We start from the raw sequence: 15,006 nt of genomic DNA, 5'->3' as shown, positions 1-15,006 counted from the left end.
TTTGCAGCAGCCGGCCTCTTCCGGGTAAACCCGCTCCCAGAGAGGCCGGTCGAGCCCACACGAAAAAAAGGGGAGCATCCGCTCCCCAGAGGTTAACCGCTTGTAGATGAAGGCTTCAGCCTTCGATCTCGATCAGGATCTCGCCCGGCGTCACGCGGTCGCCCTTGGCCACGTGAATAGCCACGACCTTGCCAGCGATAGCCGCCTGCACTTCAGTTTCCATCTTCATGGCTTCGGTGATCAGCACGGCCTGGCCGACCTTGACCATGTCGCCTTCCTTGACCAGCACATCCACGATGTTGCCTGGCATGGTGGTGCTGACGTGGCCCGGAGCGCTGGCCTGCTTGCGCTTGCTGCTGCCGCTACCGACGAATTCGTTGAGCGGCTCGAACACCACCTCTTCCGGCATGCCGTCGATCGACAGGTAGAAGTGACGCTTGCCTTCTGCCTTCACGCCTACGCCTGTGATGTCGACGCGGTAGGTTTCGCCGTGCACGTCGATGACGAACTCGGTCGGCACACCTTCGCCGCTATGAGACGCTACTGCACCCGCCTCGGGAATTGGCAGCAGAACTTCAGGCGTCAGGGTGCCAGCTTCGCGTTCCTCGAGGAACTTGCGGCCAATGTCCGGGAACATGGCAAAAGTCAGCACATCTTCTTCACAACGCGCCAGGGCACCGATGTCGGCACGCAGCTTGGCCATTTCCGGCTTCAGCAGGTCGGCCGGGCGTACGTCGATCACCTCCTCGCTGCCGATCGCCTGGCGACGCAGTTGTTCGTTGACCACACCCGGGGCCTTGCCATAGCCGCCTTGCAGGTACAGCTTCACCTCGTTGGTGATGGTCTTGTAACGCTCGCCAGCCAGCACGTTGAAGAACGCCTGGGTACCGACGATCTGCGAGGTCGGGGTCACCAGCGGCGGGAAGCCGAGGTCTTCACGCACACGCGGGATCTCTGCCAGCACTTCGTTCATGCGGTTGAGCGCGCCTTGCTCCTTGAGCTGGTTGGCCAGGTTGGAAATCATGCCGCCCGGTACCTGGTTGACCTGTACGCGGGTATCCACGGCGGTGAACTCGCTCTCGAACTGGTGGTACTTCTTGCGTACCGCGTAGAAGTACAGGCCGATTTCCTGCAGCAATTCCAGATCCAGGCCGGTGTCGAACTCGCTGCCCTTGAGCGCGGCAACCATCGACTCGGTGCCCGGGTGGCTGGTGCCCCAGGCAAAGCTGGAGATGGCGGTGTCGATGTGGTCGGCGCCGTTTTCCACGGCCTTCAGCTGACACATCGCGGCCAGGCCGGCAGTGTCGTGGGAGTGGATGAACACCGGCAGCGACTGCTCGGCCTTCAGCGCCTTGACCAGTTCGCCGGTGGCGTACGGGGTCAACAGGCCGGCCATGTCCTTGATCGCCACCGAGTCGCAACCCATGGCTTCCATCTGCTTGGCCTGGTTGACGAAGGCTTCGATGGTGTGCACCGGGCTGGTGGTGTAGGCGATGGTGCCTTGGGCGTGCTTGCCGGCAGCCTTGACCGCTTCGATGGCCACGCGCAGGTTACGTACGTCGTTCATGGCGTCGAAGATGCGGAACACGTCGATGCCGTTGACCGCGGCCTTGGCGACGAAGGCCTTGACCACATCGTCGCTGTAGTGGCGGTAGCCCAGCAGGTTCTGGCCGCGCAGCAGCATTTGCAGGCGCGTGTTGGGCAGCGCTGCACGCAGCTTGCGCAGGCGCTCCCACGGGTCTTCCTTAAGGAAGCGCACGCAGGCGTCGAAGGTGGCACCGCCCCAGACTTCCAGCGACCAGTAGCCGACCTTGTCGAGCTTGTCGCAGATCGGCAGCATGTCTTCGGTACGCATGCGGGTGGCCAGCAGGGACTGGTGGGCGTCGCGCAGGATCGTGTCGGTTACATGAATTTTCTTGGACATTATGGGGGTTCCTCACAGGCCTGCGTGGGCGGCGATGGCGGCGGCGATGGCCAGGGCCAGCTCTTCGGGTTTGCGCTTGATCGAGTAGTTGGTCAGTTCGGGGTGGCTTTCGACGAAGCTGGTATTGAACTGGCCGCTACGGAATTCGGGATTGCGCAGGATTTCCTGATAGTACGCGGCGGTGGTCTTCACCCCTTGCACGCGCATGTCGTCCAAGGCCCGCAGCCCGCGGTCCATGGCTTCTTCCCAGGTCAATGCCCAGACCACCAGCTTCAGGCACATGGAGTCGTAGAACGGTGGAATGGTGTAGCCGGTATAGATCGCCGTGTCGGTACGCACGCCAGGACCACCGGGGGCGTAGTAACGGGTGATCTTGCCGAAGCTGGGCAGGAAGTTGTTTTTCGGGTCTTCGGCGTTGATCCGGAACTGCAGCGCGTAGCCGCGGTGCTGGATGTCTTCCTGCTTGACCGACAGCGGCAGGCCCGAGGCAATGCGGATCTGCTCACGGACGATATCGATACCGGTGATTTCCTCGGTGATGGTGTGCTCCACCTGCACCCGGGTGTTCATTTCCATGAAGTACACCTCGCCATCGGCGAGCAGGAACTCCACGGTACCAGCGTTCTCGTAGTTCACCGCCTTGGCGGCACGTACCGCGAGATCACCGATGTAGGCACGCTGCTCGGGAGTGAGCTGCGGGCTTGGAGCGATTTCGATGAGCTTCTGGTTACGGCGCTGGATAGAGCAGTCGCGCTCGAACAGATGCACCACGTTGCCGAAGCTGTCACCGAGGATCTGCGCCTCGATGTGCTTGGGGTTGACGATGCACTTTTCCAGGAATACTTCAGCCGAGCCAAAGGCCTTGGTGGCCTCGGAGATGACGCGGGGAAAGTTCTGTTCCAGTTCTTCGCGGCTGTTGCAACGGCGGATACCACGCCCACCACCGCCAGAGGTAGCCTTGAGCATGACCGGGTAACCGATGCGGTCACCTTCGCTCAAGGCTTCATGAATGTCGGCAACGTTACCTTCGGTGCCCGGCGTCACCGGCACACCGGCAGCGATCATGGTACGGCGTGCTTCGGTCTTGTCGCCCATGCGGCGAATGACATCGGCGGCCGGGCCAATGAACTTGATCCCGCGTTCAGCGCAGATCTCTGCCAGCTCGGCGTTTTCCGACAGGAAACCGTAGCCCGGGTGCAAGGCATCACAGCCGGTTTCCACAGCCAGGTTGACCAGCTTGCGCGGGTTCAGGTAGCCGGCCAGCGGCTCGGCACCGATGCTGTGGGCTTCGTCGGCGCGCTTGACGTGCAACGCATGCCGGTCGGCGTCGGAATAGATCGCCACCGAGCGAATGCCCATCTCGGCGCAGGCGCGCACGATCCGAACTGCAATTTCACCTCGGTTGGCGATCAGGATTTTTTTTATCACTGGAGTCTTCCCAAAGCCGTAGGAACAGTCGAGCCGGTTCTACCGGTCGGCGCGTGACCAGGCGTAGCTGGCCAGTCGCACATTCACCCTAGCGCTGTAGGTTGATAAACAAAAATCAATATTTGTTAGAGGCTGTATAAGCAAAAGCTTATAGTTCGGTAACAAGGTTTTGCCAAAGGGCCGAAAAAAATGCGTAAGTCATTGATGCGTATGACGTTACGTCAACTGCAGATCTTCAACGAGGTGTGCGATTTGCGCTCGTACAGCCGCGCTGCGGAAGAGATGGCGCTGACACAACCCGCCGTTAGTCTGCAGATCCGCCAGCTGGAAGAGCTGATCGGTCAGCCACTGTTCGAGTACGTGGGCAAGAAGCTCTACCTGACCGAAGCTGCCGAAGCCCTGCAACGCGCCAGCCGCGATATCTTCGGCCGCCTGGAGAGCCTGGACATGCAATTGTCGGACATGCAGGGCTCACTCCAGGGGCAGCTGAAGCTGGCGATCGAGTCCAGTGCCAAGTATTTCGTGCCACACCTGTTCGCCGCCTTCAAGCAGCGCCACCCGGAGGTCAACCTGACCCTGACGGTGGTCAACCGGGCCCAGGCCATCCGCCGCCTTTCGGACAACCGCGACGACCTGATCATCATGTCCATGGTGCCACAGGACATGGGCCTGGAGTTTCTGCCGTTCCTCAACAACCCGATCATCGCGGTGGCCCCGCCCGAACACCCGTTGTGCAAGCTGGAACAGCTACGCCTGCAGGACCTTGAGCCTCATACTCTGCTGGTTCGGGAACAAGGTTCAGGTACGCGCAAAGCTTGCGAGGAGTACTTCAAGGACAAGCGCGTGCACTTTACCCAGACCCTGGAAGTTGCCTCGGCCGATGCCCAGCGTGAATGCGTGATCGCCGGCCTGGGTATTGCCCTGCTCACCCGCCACGCAGTCAACCTTGAACTGGCTACCGGTGTGTTGCAGGAGCTGCCGGTGGAGGAGCTGCCGCTGTACCGCAGCTGGTGCGTGGTGCAGTCCAAGGCCAAACGGCAGTCACCGGTCGCCTTGGCATTCCTGGCGTTCATCCGCGGCGAACGTGCGCTGATCAGCGGCCTGGTTGAGCGCTTTTCGGGGAAGTTGCCGCAGACGCCTGCCACACCGTGAGGTCCTGCAACTCGGGGTAGTCCACGAGGTCGCGCAGCAGTTGACGTTGGTCGCAATAGCTTTCGATCGCGCGACGGTATTCCATGCGGCGCTGATCCTTTTCCTGCTGCTTGCGAGCCTTGGCGCTGGGTTGGTAAGTACCGTCGTAGTCACGAGCCATTGCCTGTCTCCCAGATAGGATGCGAGGACTTCAGACTGGCCTTGGTGGTTTACGGTTTAGCGTTGAAACGGTGACAAAATGGTGAATTTGCCCAGCCTGTACCGGCCTCTCACGGGCTTGACCGCGAAGAGGCCGGTACAGGAAGTATTCAGTCGTCGGTAGCCTTGATCGACTTGGGCGACAGACGCAGGCTGCGCAAGCTGCGCTTCACGCTCTTCAGGTGGTTGACCAGGCTCGGCCCGCGCGCCATGGCCACGCCCATGGCCAACACGTCGATCACCACAAGGTGGGCGATACGTGAGGTCAGCGGCGTGTAGATTTCGGTGTCTTCATGCACGTCGATCGCCAGGTTGACCGTTGACAGCTCGGCCAGTGGCGTCTGGCTGGGGCACAGGGTGATCAGGTTGGCGCCGCTCTCGCGCACCAGATTGGCGGTAATCAGCAGGTCCTTGGAGCGGCCCGACTGGGAAATGCACACCGCCACATCACCTGGCTTGAGGGTCACCGCCGACATCGCCTGCATGTGCGGGTCGGAATAGGCTGCCGCGCTGAGCAGCAGGCGGAAGAACTTGTGCTGGGCATCGGCCGCCACCGCGCCGGAGGCGCCAAAGCCATAGAACTCCACACGCTGCGCCTGTGCCATTGCGGTTACTGCCCGCTGCAGCGCCTGGGGGTCGAGGTGCTCACGCACTTCCATCAAGGTATGCAAGGTGGTATCGAAGATCTTCAGGCTGTAGTCGGCTACCGAGTCGTCTTCATGGATGGCGAACTGACCGAAACTGGCCCCGGCGGCCAGGCTTTGTGCCAGTTTCAGTTTCAGGTCCTGGAAACCCGAGCAACCGATGGCGCGGCAGAAGCGCACGATGGTCGGTTCACTGATCCCTACGCTGTGCGCCAGGTCGGCCATGGAGCTGTGCATGACCGCAGCCGGGTCGAGTAGCACATGGTCGGCTACCTTGAGTTCCGATTTGCGCAGCAGGTGGCGCGATTGGGCGATATGTTGCAACAGATTCACAGGCTGGACTCGGTTATGATCGGCTGGCCGGGTTGTAGCTTTCTTGTAGTTATACTACATGGACGCCAACCCGCCCAGTTAAACGAACGTGGAGAGTGGTGGTTTGACTATTCCTTGCGACATTCTGGTTTTCGGCGGCACTGGCGATCTGGCCCTGCACAAATTGCTTCCGGCGCTCTACCACCTGTTTCGCGAGGCCCGTCTGAACAATGCCGTGCGGATCATCGCGCTGGCGCGACGCAATTTGCCACGTAACGAATATCTCAAGCTCGTCGAGCGTCATTGCCGGGCACAGATTGCCCGCAACGACTTCGATGAAGATGTCTGGCGACGGTTTTCCGCGCGGGTCGACTATTTTCCCATGGACGCTTCGCAAAGCGCCGATTTCGGCCGCTTGGCGCGCTACCTGGGTGAGCCCGGCGGCTTGACGCGGATTTTCTACCTGGCCACTGCTCCCAATCTGTTCGTGCCCATCGCCAATCACCTGCGTAACGCAGGCCTGGTCGACACCGAAGCACGCATTGTGCTGGAAAAGCCCATCGGCCACTCGCTGCAATCAGCCACCGCCATCAACGAAGCAATTGGCGCGGTGCTGGAGGAAAACCAGGTATTTCGCATCGATCATTACCTGGGCAAGGAAACCGTGCAGAACCTGATGGCCTTGCGCTTTGCCAATGCACTGCTGGAACCCGTGTGGCGCAATAGCCAGGTCGACCACGTGCAGATCAGCGTTTGCGAGACCTTGGGGGTAGAGAACCGCGGTGCCTACTATGACCGCGCCGGAGCGATCCGCGACATGTTGCAGAACCATCTGCTGCAGTTGCTGTGTCTGGTGGCCATGGAGCCACCCGCGCAGTTCGAGGCTGAAGCGGTGCGTGACGAAAAGGTGAAGATCCTTCGCGCTCTCAAGCCCATCACCGGCCAGGACGTGCAAGACAAGACCGTACGCGGCCAATATGGCGCCGGGCGCATCGGCGGCCAGGAAGTACCGGCCTATTATTTCGAAAAGGATGTCGACAACGACAGCGATACCGAAACCTTCGTCGCTATCGAGGCGCACATCGACAATTGGCGTTGGGCAGGTGTGCCCTTCTACCTGCGCACCGGCAAACGCATGGCACGACGCTCGTCGCAGATCGTGATCCAGTTCAAGCCAGTGCCACACGAGCTGTTCATGGGTGGCCAGGTCAACCAGTTGCTGATCCAGTTGCAACCGGACGAACGCATCAGCCTGCGCATGATGACCAAGAGCCCCGGCAAGGGCATGCGCCTGGAACCTGTGGACCTGGATCTGAACCTGGCCCAGGTATTCAGCCAGACCCGCCGCTGGGAGGCCTACGAGCGCCTGCTGCTGGATGTGCTGGAGGGCGACTCGACACTGTTCATGCGCCGCGACGAAGTGGAAGCGGCCTGGGCGTGGATCGACCCGATCATCAAGGGTTGCGAAGAACACTTCCAGGCGCCGCGACCGTACCCGGCAGGCACTAACGGGCCGGACCAGGCCAACAGCCTGCTTGCCAGGCAGGGCAGGCATTGGCATAGCTGAAGCCTTGCCCGGCTCCTGTGGAGAAAGGAAGGGATGACAGTGGCGCCGACGCTACTTTCAACCCACTACAGGAGCAGACAATGTCCAATATCGCCAACCTCGTCGCAATCAATGACACCGTCAACGGCGAGCAGGTCTTCAGCGTCCATGGCACCGTTATGGTCGCCTCCCCGGCTATCGAGCCGGTGCTGGTCGAACCCAGGATACGCCACCGGGGTGGCTGGGAGGTGCTGGAGCTTCAGCTGCTGGACAGCGGCGCGATTGCCCCGCAAGTGCTGACAGAAAAAACCGTGACGTTCGAACGCGCGGGTGGCACCCGCTGGAAAATGCTGGAAATCACTCACGCCGGTTCCCAGCAGCGCTGTGAAATACGCACCCTTGAGATGAACGACTGAACCCTGGTTGAGCGCGCCGCCCGAGTGGCGGCCTGGCGCCTGCCATCAGGTCGATGAACGGCCGCTGGCAAGGTGAATATTTATACAGTAGAGGTTTGCCCGTTCCCGTGCCGCGCCCTAGAATGGCCCGATGCACACAGACGACCTCTCCCTCCTGCTGAATTCCCTCAACGATGCCCAACGCCAGGCCGTAGCGGCCACGCTCGGGCGTCAACTGGTGCTTGCCGGCGCCGGTTCCGGTAAAACCCGCGTGCTGGTGCACCGCATCGCCTGGCTGATCCAGGTGGAGCAGGCATCGCCGCACTCGATCCTGTCGGTGACCTTCACCAACAAGGCTGCGGCGGAAATGCGCCAGCGGATCGAGCAACTGCTGGGGATCAACCCGGCAGGCATGTGGGTCGGCACCTTCCACGGCCTGGCCCACCGCCTGTTGCGGGCACATTGGCAGGAGGCGCGGCTGGTACAGAATTTCCAGATCCTCGACAGCGACGACCAGCAGCGCCTGATCAAGCGAGTGATGCGCGAGCTGGGTCTGGATGAACAGAAATGGCCGGCACGCCAGGCCCAGTGGTTTATCAACGGGCAGAAGGACGAGGGTCTTCGACCACAGCATATCCAGGCCGGCGGCGACCTGTTCCTGTCGACCATGCGCGACGTCTACAGCGCCTACGAACTGGCCTGCGAGCGCGCCGGGGTCATCGACTTCTCCGAGCTGCTGCTGCGCGCCCTGGACCTTTGGCGTGACCACCCTGGCCTGCTGGAACATTACCAGCGGCGCTTCCGCCACGTGCTGGTGGATGAGTTCCAGGACACCAACGCCGTGCAGTATGCCTGGCTGCGCCTGTTGGCGCGCGGTGGTGACAGCCTGATGGCGGTCGGCGATGACGACCAGTCGATCTACGGCTGGCGCGGGGCCAAGATCGAGAACATTCATCAATACACTGCCGACTTCCCTGACGCCGAAATGATCCGCCTGGAGCAGAACTACCGCTCCACCGGCGGCATCCTCAAGGCCGCCAACGCGCTGATCGCCAACAACAGCGGGCGCCTGGGCAAGGAACTGTGGACCGACATGGGCGAAGGCGAACCGCTGACCCTGTACGCGGCCTACAACGAGCACGACGAGGCGCGCTACGTGGTGGAAACCATCGAGAGCCTGGTCAAGCAGGGCAATGCGCGCAACGAAATTGCCATTCTGTACCGCTCCAACGCCCAGTCGCGGGTGCTGGAAGAAGCCTTGCTGCGCGAGCGTATCCCCTACCGCATCTACGGTGGCCAACGCTTCTTCGAGCGCGCCGAGATCAAGAACGCCATGGCCTACCTGCGCCTGATCGAAGGCCGTGGCAACGATGCCGCCCTTGAACGGGTGATCAACGTACCGCCACGCGGGATTGGCGAGAAAACCGTCGAAGCCATCCGCGAGCATGCCCGCCACGCCCAGCTGTCGATGTGGGAGGCCATGTGCCAACTGCTGGCGGCGAAGGCGCTGAAAGGCCGCGCGGCCAGTGCCCTGGGTGCGTTCATCGAGTTGATCGAGGGGTTGGCGACCAAGGTTGTGGACATGCCGCTGCATACCATGACCCAGACCACCATCGAGCAGTCCGGGCTGATCATCTACCACCAGGAGGAAAAAGGTGAGAAGGGCCAGGCACGGGTAGAAAACCTTGAAGAACTGGTCAGCGCGGCGCGCAACTTCGAGTCCACCGAAGAAGACGCCGACCTCTCGCCATTGTCTGCATTCCTCGGCCACGCCTCGCTCGAGGCTGGCGATGCCCAGGCCGACGAGCACGAAGACAGCATCCAGCTGATGACCTTGCACAGCGCCAAGGGCCTGGAGTTCCCCTATGTATTCCTGGTGGGCATGGAAGAAGGCCTGTTCCCGCACAAGATGAGCCTGGAAGAGCCCGGCCGTCTGGAAGAGGAACGCCGCCTGGCCTACGTCGGCATCACCCGTGCCATGCGCCAGCTGGTCATGACCTATGCCGAAACGCGCCGGCTGTATGGCAGCGAAACCTACAACAAGGTGTCACGATTCGTACGTGAAATTCCGACGGGTCTGGTTCAGGAAGTGCGCCTGTCCAACAGTGTCAGCCGCCCGTTCGGCGGGGCCAAGGCTACTACCAACAGCAACCTGTTCGCCAATGCCAGCATCCCGCAGACAACATTCAACCTGGGCCAACGCGTGCAGCATGCGGTGTTTGGCGAAGGCGTGATCCTGAATTTCGAAGGCTCCGGCGCACAGGCACGGGTGCAGGTGAATTTCGCCGAAGGCAGCAAGTGGCTGATGCTGGGCTATGCCAAGCTCGAAGCCATCTGAAACCTGCGCCGGCCCTTGTAGGAGCGGCCAGCGCTGCCAGCTTGGTAATAGTCAGGCAAAAGCTAGAAACATTATGTCGCTGGTCATGTGCTCGGGAACCTGTGCACCATGACGCGCGTGTAATCCACAACAGGGGATATCCCATTTATGCAACGTTTTCTTAGCATCGCTCTGGCGCTCTGCGTCGGTCTGACGCTGAGCCTGGATGCCAACGCCAAGCGTTTCGGCGGCGGCAAGAGCTCGGGCTCCGCGCCTATCCACCAGACCCGTCAAGCCACGCCAACCACGCCAACTGCGCCTGCTGCCGCGCCGACCGCACCTGGCCGCGCCGCACCGGCCGCCAGCGGTGCTTCGCGCTGGCTGGGCCCACTGGCCGGCCTCGCCGCCGGTGGTCTGCTGGCATCCATGTTCATGGGCGACGGTTTCGAAGGTTTCCAGATCCTGGACTTCCTGATCGTGGCGCTCATCGCCTTCCTGGTATTCCGCTTCATCGCCGCGCGCCGCCGTCAACAGCAGCCGCAAATGGCCATGCCAGGCCACGCACCAATGCAGCGTGAGGTCCACGCCCAACCTGCCCAGCCTTCGATCTTCGGTGGTTCGGCCGCACCTGCAGCCGCAGCTGCGCCGGTGATCAACGCTCCGGCGTGGTTCAACGAGCAAAGCTTCCTGGCCGCCGCCCGCAACCACTTCCAGGCGCTGCAGCAACACTGGGACGCCAACGAAATGGACAAGATCGCCGAGTTCGTTACCCCGCAAATGCTCGAATTCCTCAAGCGCGAGCGGGCTGACCTGGGTGACGGTTTCCAGTCCACCTACATCGAAAACCTCGATGTGCAACTGGACGGTGTCGACGACCGTGCCGACCGCACCGACGCTACCTTGACCTTCCGTGGCGTGTCGAAGACCTCGCGCTTCGACCAGGGCGAGGTGTTCAGCGAAAGCTGGCACATGGTCCGCGCCCAGGGCGAAAACCAGCCTTGGCTGGTGGCCGGTATCCGTCAAAACGGCTAACTGCTGCATGCTGTACCAAAACCCCGGGCTTCCCCGGGGTTTTTGCTTTTGCCAGACTGGGCTACTAGGGTATAACGCGCAGCGTTGTCATCTAGGTCAGAGGAAGTGAACCGTGGAAGAAGTGATCGAACAACTCCGTGAAGCCAATGAGCCAGTGCCGGTGCCACTTGAGCTTCCCGACGAGGACCTGCTGGTCGAAATCGAAGAAGAGCTGTTCATCAACATTCCGTTCGTGTTCAAGGAGTTTCTGCTGACCGTCAGCGATGTGGTGTACGGCTCGCTGGAGCCGGTGACCGTCACCGACCCGCAGTCGCATACCTACCTGCCTGACGTTGCCGCCAATGCCTGGGATGCCGGCGTGCCACGCGACCTTATCCCACTGTGCCAGGACGGCGATAATTACTACTGCGTCGAAGAAGACGGCACCGTGGTGCTGTGGGACGCAGAAGAGGAGATGGTCGGCGAGGACAGCTGGGAGTCGGTGTGGCACTGGGCGCGGGATGTCTGGCTGGAAAGCTGACCACCCGCGCTTCGGCAAATTAGTAGCCCAGTGCCATTAATGCAGTTAACATCGCCAGGCTTCCTGCGCTTGGCGACATCGCTACCGCTCCATCCCCTCGGACGACGGTGAAATCTGGCGCAGAAAGCGTTGCCGGTTCAATGCGAATTCTCGTGGCTATTCTCCAGCGTCTCCAGCAAGGCAATCTGCATCCGGGTGTGCACCCGGATAAACCATCGCCACAGCAACGCCACCACTGACGCCGCCACTACGGCAATTACCAGCAGCAGTTCGCTGGTCGGCAGAATGCTTGCCGACAGCGCTGACAACAGCAGGAAGATAACCAGCAGCGACAGCAGCGGAATCACCTCGGCAACCACACGGCGCACGCGCTGGGTATGCCGCCCGGCCATCTCTGGTTTTACACTCATCTCCGCCAGCACCATCGATAGCGCTTTGAGCTTGCGATAGGCAGCAATCAGGAACGGCAGCGACAGCAGCAAGGCTGCGCCCCAGATCAATGCCTTCTGCTGGCTGGCATCGCTGACCCACTCACTGAGCCAGTCACCGATATGCCCAGCGAAATAGCCACCACTGAAAAATATCGCGATCACCAGCGCCAGGTTGACCGCCACCTGCAACAGGATGCGCCGGATCATTGCCGCCAGCATGGCGCCTTCCCCCTGGGGCTGGATGCTGCGCAACCATTCGCCGTACAACGACAGCACCCGCGCCAGTCGGCTGGGCACGGCCTTGCCGAGCTTGTGCGACAGCGGGTCGGCCGCGCGGATCAGGTACGGTGTCAACAGCGTGGTAATTGCCGATACAGCCACAGCCACCGGGTAGAGGAAGTCGCTGGTCACCTGCAATGTCATGCCAAGTGCGGCGATGATGAAGGAAAATTCGCCAATCTGCGAAAGCCCCATGCCGACCCGCAGTGACGTGCGCCCGTCATTTCCGGCGATGAATGCGCCCATGCCACACGACAGCATCTTGCCCAGGACCACCGCCAGGGTAATCACCACGATCGGCCATGCGTAGTCCACGAGCACCTGGGGGTCGATCATCAGGCCGATGGCGACGAAGAAAATGGCGCTGAACAGGTCGCGCACCGGTTCGATCAAGCGCTCGATCTTCAGCAACTGGCGCGACTCCGCCATTATCGCGCCAATCAGGAAGGCGCCCAGCACCATGCTGTATTCGAGCTTCACCACCAGCAGACAGAAGCCGAAGCACAGGCCTAGCACAGTAATAAGCAACATCTCGTCGCTCTCGAACCTGGCCACATAGGCCAGCAGCCGCGGCACCAACAGGATGCCGATGACCAGCGCGACGATCATGAACAGCGACAGCTTGCCAACGGTGGAGAAAACCTCGCCCGAACTGACCGTACCGCTGACGGCGATACCGGACAGCAGGGCAATGATGCCGATGCCGAGAATATCCTCGACGATCAGTACACCGAAGATTAGCTGGGCGAAGCGCTCGTTCTTCATCTTCAGGTCGTTCAGCGCCTTGACGATGATGGTGGTCGAAGAAATCGCCAAAATGGCACCGAGGAACAACGAGTCCATGGTGGTCCAGCCAAACCAGCGGCCAATCTCGAAACCGATCCAGATCATCAGCACGATTTCCAGAAACGCCGCGATGAAGGCAGTGGCACCGACCTTGAACAGCTTGCGCAAACTGAATTCCAGCCCCAGGCAGAACATCAGGAAGATCACACCCAGTTCGGCAAGCGTCTTGATGGTGTCTTCATCGTGTATCAGGCCAAACGGCGGCGTGTGCGGGCCAATGATGAAGCCGGCGACGATATAGCCCAGCACGACGGGTTGCCTGAATCGATGAAAAAGAATGGTGACCATGCCAGCGACCAGCATGATCACAGCCAGGTCCTGGATGAAGCTGATGGCATGCATGGCGCGATCCTTCTTCTCGTCTGTTTTTCCCCATGTTGCATGGGCTTCGTCAGGTTAACATCGCACCCTGCCGCAAAAAGGCGATGCAATATGAAGAAACAGATCGGCAGGAAAGGCGCCGCCAGTGGCATGATCAGCGTGACGATGGAACGTCAGCCAACGTCCCGTATCAGGAAGGTCAATTCCAAGAGGGGAAACAGAAGTGTCTTCAGATGATCATCCCCAACGACCCCATTCGCCCGATTCAGCGCAACCTCACCGTGAGCACACTATGGAACCTGGAAACGCCCAGCTGAGCATGACCGTCCTGATGACCCCGGATATGGCCAACTTTTCTGGCAACGTACATGGCGGCACCCTGCTCAAGTACCTCGACGAAGTGGCCTACGCGTGCGCAAGCCGCTATGCCGGCAGCTATGTGGTTACCCTCTCGGTCGACCAGGTGATCTTCCGCGAGCCGGTACACGTGGGGGAACTGGTGACCTTCCTGGCGTCGGTCAACTACACCGGCAACACCTCGATGGAGGTGGGCATCAAGGTGGTCACCGAGAATATCCGCGAACGCTCGGTGCGCCATTCCAACAGCTGCTTCTTCACCATGGTCGCGGTCGACGACAACCGTCGCCCGGTACCGGTCCCACCCCGCCAGCCGCAGAGCAGCGAGGAAAAGCGTCGTTTCCTGCAGGGCCAGCAACGCCGGCAGATCCGCCAGGAACTGGAAAAGCGCTATCAGGACCTGAAAACCGACGCCATCTAAAGCGCCAGCGGCTGTGCCTCGAAGCGCACCCGTGGGTGCGCGATGCGGTCCTGGGCCCGCACCAGCTGCAATTCGTAGCTGGCGCAGGCCTGGGTTTCCAGCAGCACTTCGTGCACGGCGGCAGCGGTGTATTCGAACGCCTGTACCCAACTGTCACCGAGCAGCACGCGTGCCAGGAACAGGCCTGATGTCAGGTCCCCGACGCCCACCGGCTGCCGCGGGAACGCCAACAGCGGGCGGCGCAGGTGCCAACTGTGCTCGGCAGTCACCAGCAGCATTTCGAACTGATCCTCGGCACGCCCGGGGTAGGCCAGGTGCTTGACCAGCACCACCTGCGGCCCGCGCTGCAGCAGGCTGCGCGCCATGCGCAGACAGTCATCCAGTGACTGCGCACGGTGCCCGCAGAAACTGTCCAGCTCCAGCTGGTTGGGGCACAGTATGTCAGCTGTGGCGACCGCCTCGTCGAGCAGGAACTCGCTGACTTCCGCCGGCACGATACAGCCCTTTTCCGGGTGCCCCATGACCGGGTCGCACAAGTACAGAGCCTTTGGGTTCACCGCCTTGATCCGCGCGACACCAGCCAGAATCGCCCGGCCTTGCTCGGCACTGCCCAGATACCCTGACAGCACCGCATCGCAGTGGCCCAGCTCGCCAATGTTGGAAATGCCTTCCACCAACGCAGGAATTTGCGCCGGAGCAAGCACTTCACCTGCCCACTGGCCATACTGTGTGTGATTGGAAAATTGCACCGTATTGAGCGGCCAGACATTGACCCCGATACGCTGCATGGGAAACACCGCCGCGCTGTTGCCGGCGTGGCCGAATACCACGTGGGACTGGATGGCGAGCAGGTGCGGGGTACGTTTCATGCGGAAGATTTCCA

13 protein-coding genes are annotated in these 15,006 nt (G+C 61.2%); 7 read left to right on the top strand and 6 right to left on the bottom strand.

Translation table 11 applies throughout. The annotated features are described in order from the left end of the window. Positions 1 to 115 precede the first annotated feature (115 nt). Both oadA and ACVWZT_RS08965 read right to left on the bottom strand, forming a co-directional pair. Positions 116 to 1,924 carry a sodium-extruding oxaloacetate decarboxylase subunit alpha gene (oadA, locus tag ACVWZT_RS08970; RefSeq protein WP_457469005.1) on the bottom strand — a complete coding sequence of 603 codons (1,809 nt, stop codon included), beginning with the start codon at positions 1,922 to 1,924 and terminating at the stop codon, positions 116 to 118. A gap of 12 nt (positions 1,925 to 1,936) precedes the next feature. Continuing rightward, entirely contained in the window at positions 1,937 to 3,352 is a 1,416-nt protein-coding gene (locus ACVWZT_RS08965; protein WP_016712746.1) for an acetyl-CoA carboxylase biotin carboxylase subunit, read from the bottom strand. 189 nt (positions 3,353 to 3,541) lie between these two features. On the opposite strand from ACVWZT_RS08965, the gene ACVWZT_RS08960 reads away from it, so the two are divergent. Further along, positions 3,542 to 4,504, top strand: a complete 963-nt coding sequence (locus tag ACVWZT_RS08960) for a LysR family transcriptional regulator (protein ID WP_296234965.1) — start codon at positions 3,542 to 3,544, stop codon at positions 4,502 to 4,504. Here the strand turns inward: ACVWZT_RS08960 and ACVWZT_RS08955 are convergent. After that, entirely contained in the window at positions 4,446 to 4,664 is a 219-nt protein-coding gene (locus tag ACVWZT_RS08955) for a PA3496 family putative envelope integrity protein (RefSeq protein WP_296234964.1), read from the bottom strand. The two genes, ACVWZT_RS08960 and ACVWZT_RS08955, sit on opposite strands and share 59 nt — an antisense overlap. A 148-nt stretch (positions 4,665 to 4,812) precedes the next feature. Continuing rightward, on the bottom strand, positions 4,813 to 5,679 hold the full coding sequence (gene hexR / locus ACVWZT_RS08950) for a transcriptional regulator HexR (RefSeq protein ID WP_296234963.1): 867 nt from the start codon (positions 5,677 to 5,679) through the stop codon (positions 4,813 to 4,815). Between the two features lie 103 nt (positions 5,680 to 5,782). Between hexR and zwf the strand changes: the two genes are divergently transcribed. The 5 genes from zwf (at position 5,783) to ACVWZT_RS08925 (ending at position 11,468) form a co-directional block, all read left to right on the top strand. After that, the gene (gene zwf / locus ACVWZT_RS08945; RefSeq protein ID WP_457469004.1) at positions 5,783 to 7,225 is read left to right on the top strand and encodes a glucose-6-phosphate dehydrogenase; all 1,443 of its coding nucleotides are present in this window, start codon (positions 5,783 to 5,785) and stop codon (positions 7,223 to 7,225) included. Between the two features lie 80 nt (positions 7,226 to 7,305). Then, a complete protein-coding gene (locus ACVWZT_RS08940; RefSeq protein WP_296234961.1) occupies positions 7,306 to 7,620 on the top strand; it encodes a hypothetical protein in 315 nt (104 codons plus the stop codon). 130 nt (positions 7,621 to 7,750) lie between these two features. Next, a complete protein-coding gene (gene uvrD / locus ACVWZT_RS08935; protein WP_457469003.1) occupies positions 7,751 to 9,937 on the top strand; it encodes a DNA helicase II in 2,187 nt (728 codons plus the stop codon). Positions 9,938 to 10,084: 147 nt separating this feature from the next. Beyond that, positions 10,085 to 10,948, top strand: coding sequence for a Tim44 domain-containing protein (locus tag ACVWZT_RS08930; protein WP_296234959.1), 864 nt, complete (start codon positions 10,085 to 10,087; stop codon positions 10,946 to 10,948). 112 nt (positions 10,949 to 11,060) lie between these two features. Beyond that, on the top strand, positions 11,061 to 11,468 hold the full coding sequence (locus tag ACVWZT_RS08925) for an SMI1/KNR4 family protein (protein ID WP_296234958.1): 408 nt from the start codon (positions 11,061 to 11,063) through the stop codon (positions 11,466 to 11,468). Positions 11,469 to 11,605: 137 nt separating this feature from the next. Here ACVWZT_RS08925 and ACVWZT_RS08920 read toward each other — a convergent pair whose 3' ends face one another. Beyond that, positions 11,606 to 13,366, bottom strand: a complete 1,761-nt coding sequence (locus tag ACVWZT_RS08920) for a cation:proton antiporter (protein WP_296234957.1) — start codon at positions 13,364 to 13,366, stop codon at positions 11,606 to 11,608. 271 nt (positions 13,367 to 13,637) lie between these two features. Between ACVWZT_RS08920 and ACVWZT_RS08915 the strand changes: the two genes are divergently transcribed. Next, a complete protein-coding gene (locus tag ACVWZT_RS08915) occupies positions 13,638 to 14,123 on the top strand; it encodes an acyl-CoA thioesterase (protein ID WP_009683536.1) in 486 nt (161 codons plus the stop codon). Here the strand turns inward: ACVWZT_RS08915 and pdxY are convergent. After that, a complete protein-coding gene (gene pdxY / locus ACVWZT_RS08910) occupies positions 14,120 to 14,992 on the bottom strand; it encodes a pyridoxal kinase PdxY (protein WP_457469001.1) in 873 nt (290 codons plus the stop codon). The two genes, ACVWZT_RS08915 and pdxY, sit on opposite strands and share 4 nt — an antisense overlap. Positions 14,993 to 15,006 lie beyond the last annotated feature (14 nt).

Source organism: Pseudomonas sp. TE21394, assembly GCF_054057835.1.
The sequence above is the reverse complement of the archived record's forward strand: the minus strand, read 5'-3'. Positions and strand labels throughout refer to the sequence as shown.

Bases quoted from the DNA above. Each gene is read 5' to 3' on its own strand.
- oadA (WP_457469005.1), bottom strand. From the start codon at position 1,924: ATGTCCAAGAAAATTCATGTAACCGACACGATCCTGCGCGACGCCCAC.
- ACVWZT_RS08960 (WP_296234965.1), top strand. From the start codon at position 3,542: ATGCGTAAGTCATTGATGCGTATGACGTTACGTCAACTGCAGATCTTC.
- ACVWZT_RS08955 (WP_296234964.1), bottom strand. From the start codon at position 4,664: ATGGCTCGTGACTACGACGGTACTTACCAACCCAGCGCCAAGGCTCGC.
- ACVWZT_RS08940 (WP_296234961.1), top strand. From the start codon at position 7,306: ATGTCCAATATCGCCAACCTCGTCGCAATCAATGACACCGTCAACGGC.
- uvrD (WP_457469003.1), top strand. From the start codon at position 7,751: ATGCACACAGACGACCTCTCCCTCCTGCTGAATTCCCTCAACGATGCC.
- ACVWZT_RS08930 (WP_296234959.1), top strand. From the start codon at position 10,085: ATGCAACGTTTTCTTAGCATCGCTCTGGCGCTCTGCGTCGGTCTGACG.
- ACVWZT_RS08920 (WP_296234957.1), bottom strand. From the start codon at position 13,366: ATGCATGCCATCAGCTTCATCCAGGACCTGGCTGTGATCATGCTGGTC.
- ACVWZT_RS08915 (WP_009683536.1), top strand. From the start codon at position 13,638: ATGGAACCTGGAAACGCCCAGCTGAGCATGACCGTCCTGATGACCCCG.
- pdxY (WP_457469001.1), bottom strand. From the start codon at position 14,992: ATGAAACGTACCCCGCACCTGCTCGCCATCCAGTCCCACGTGGTATTC.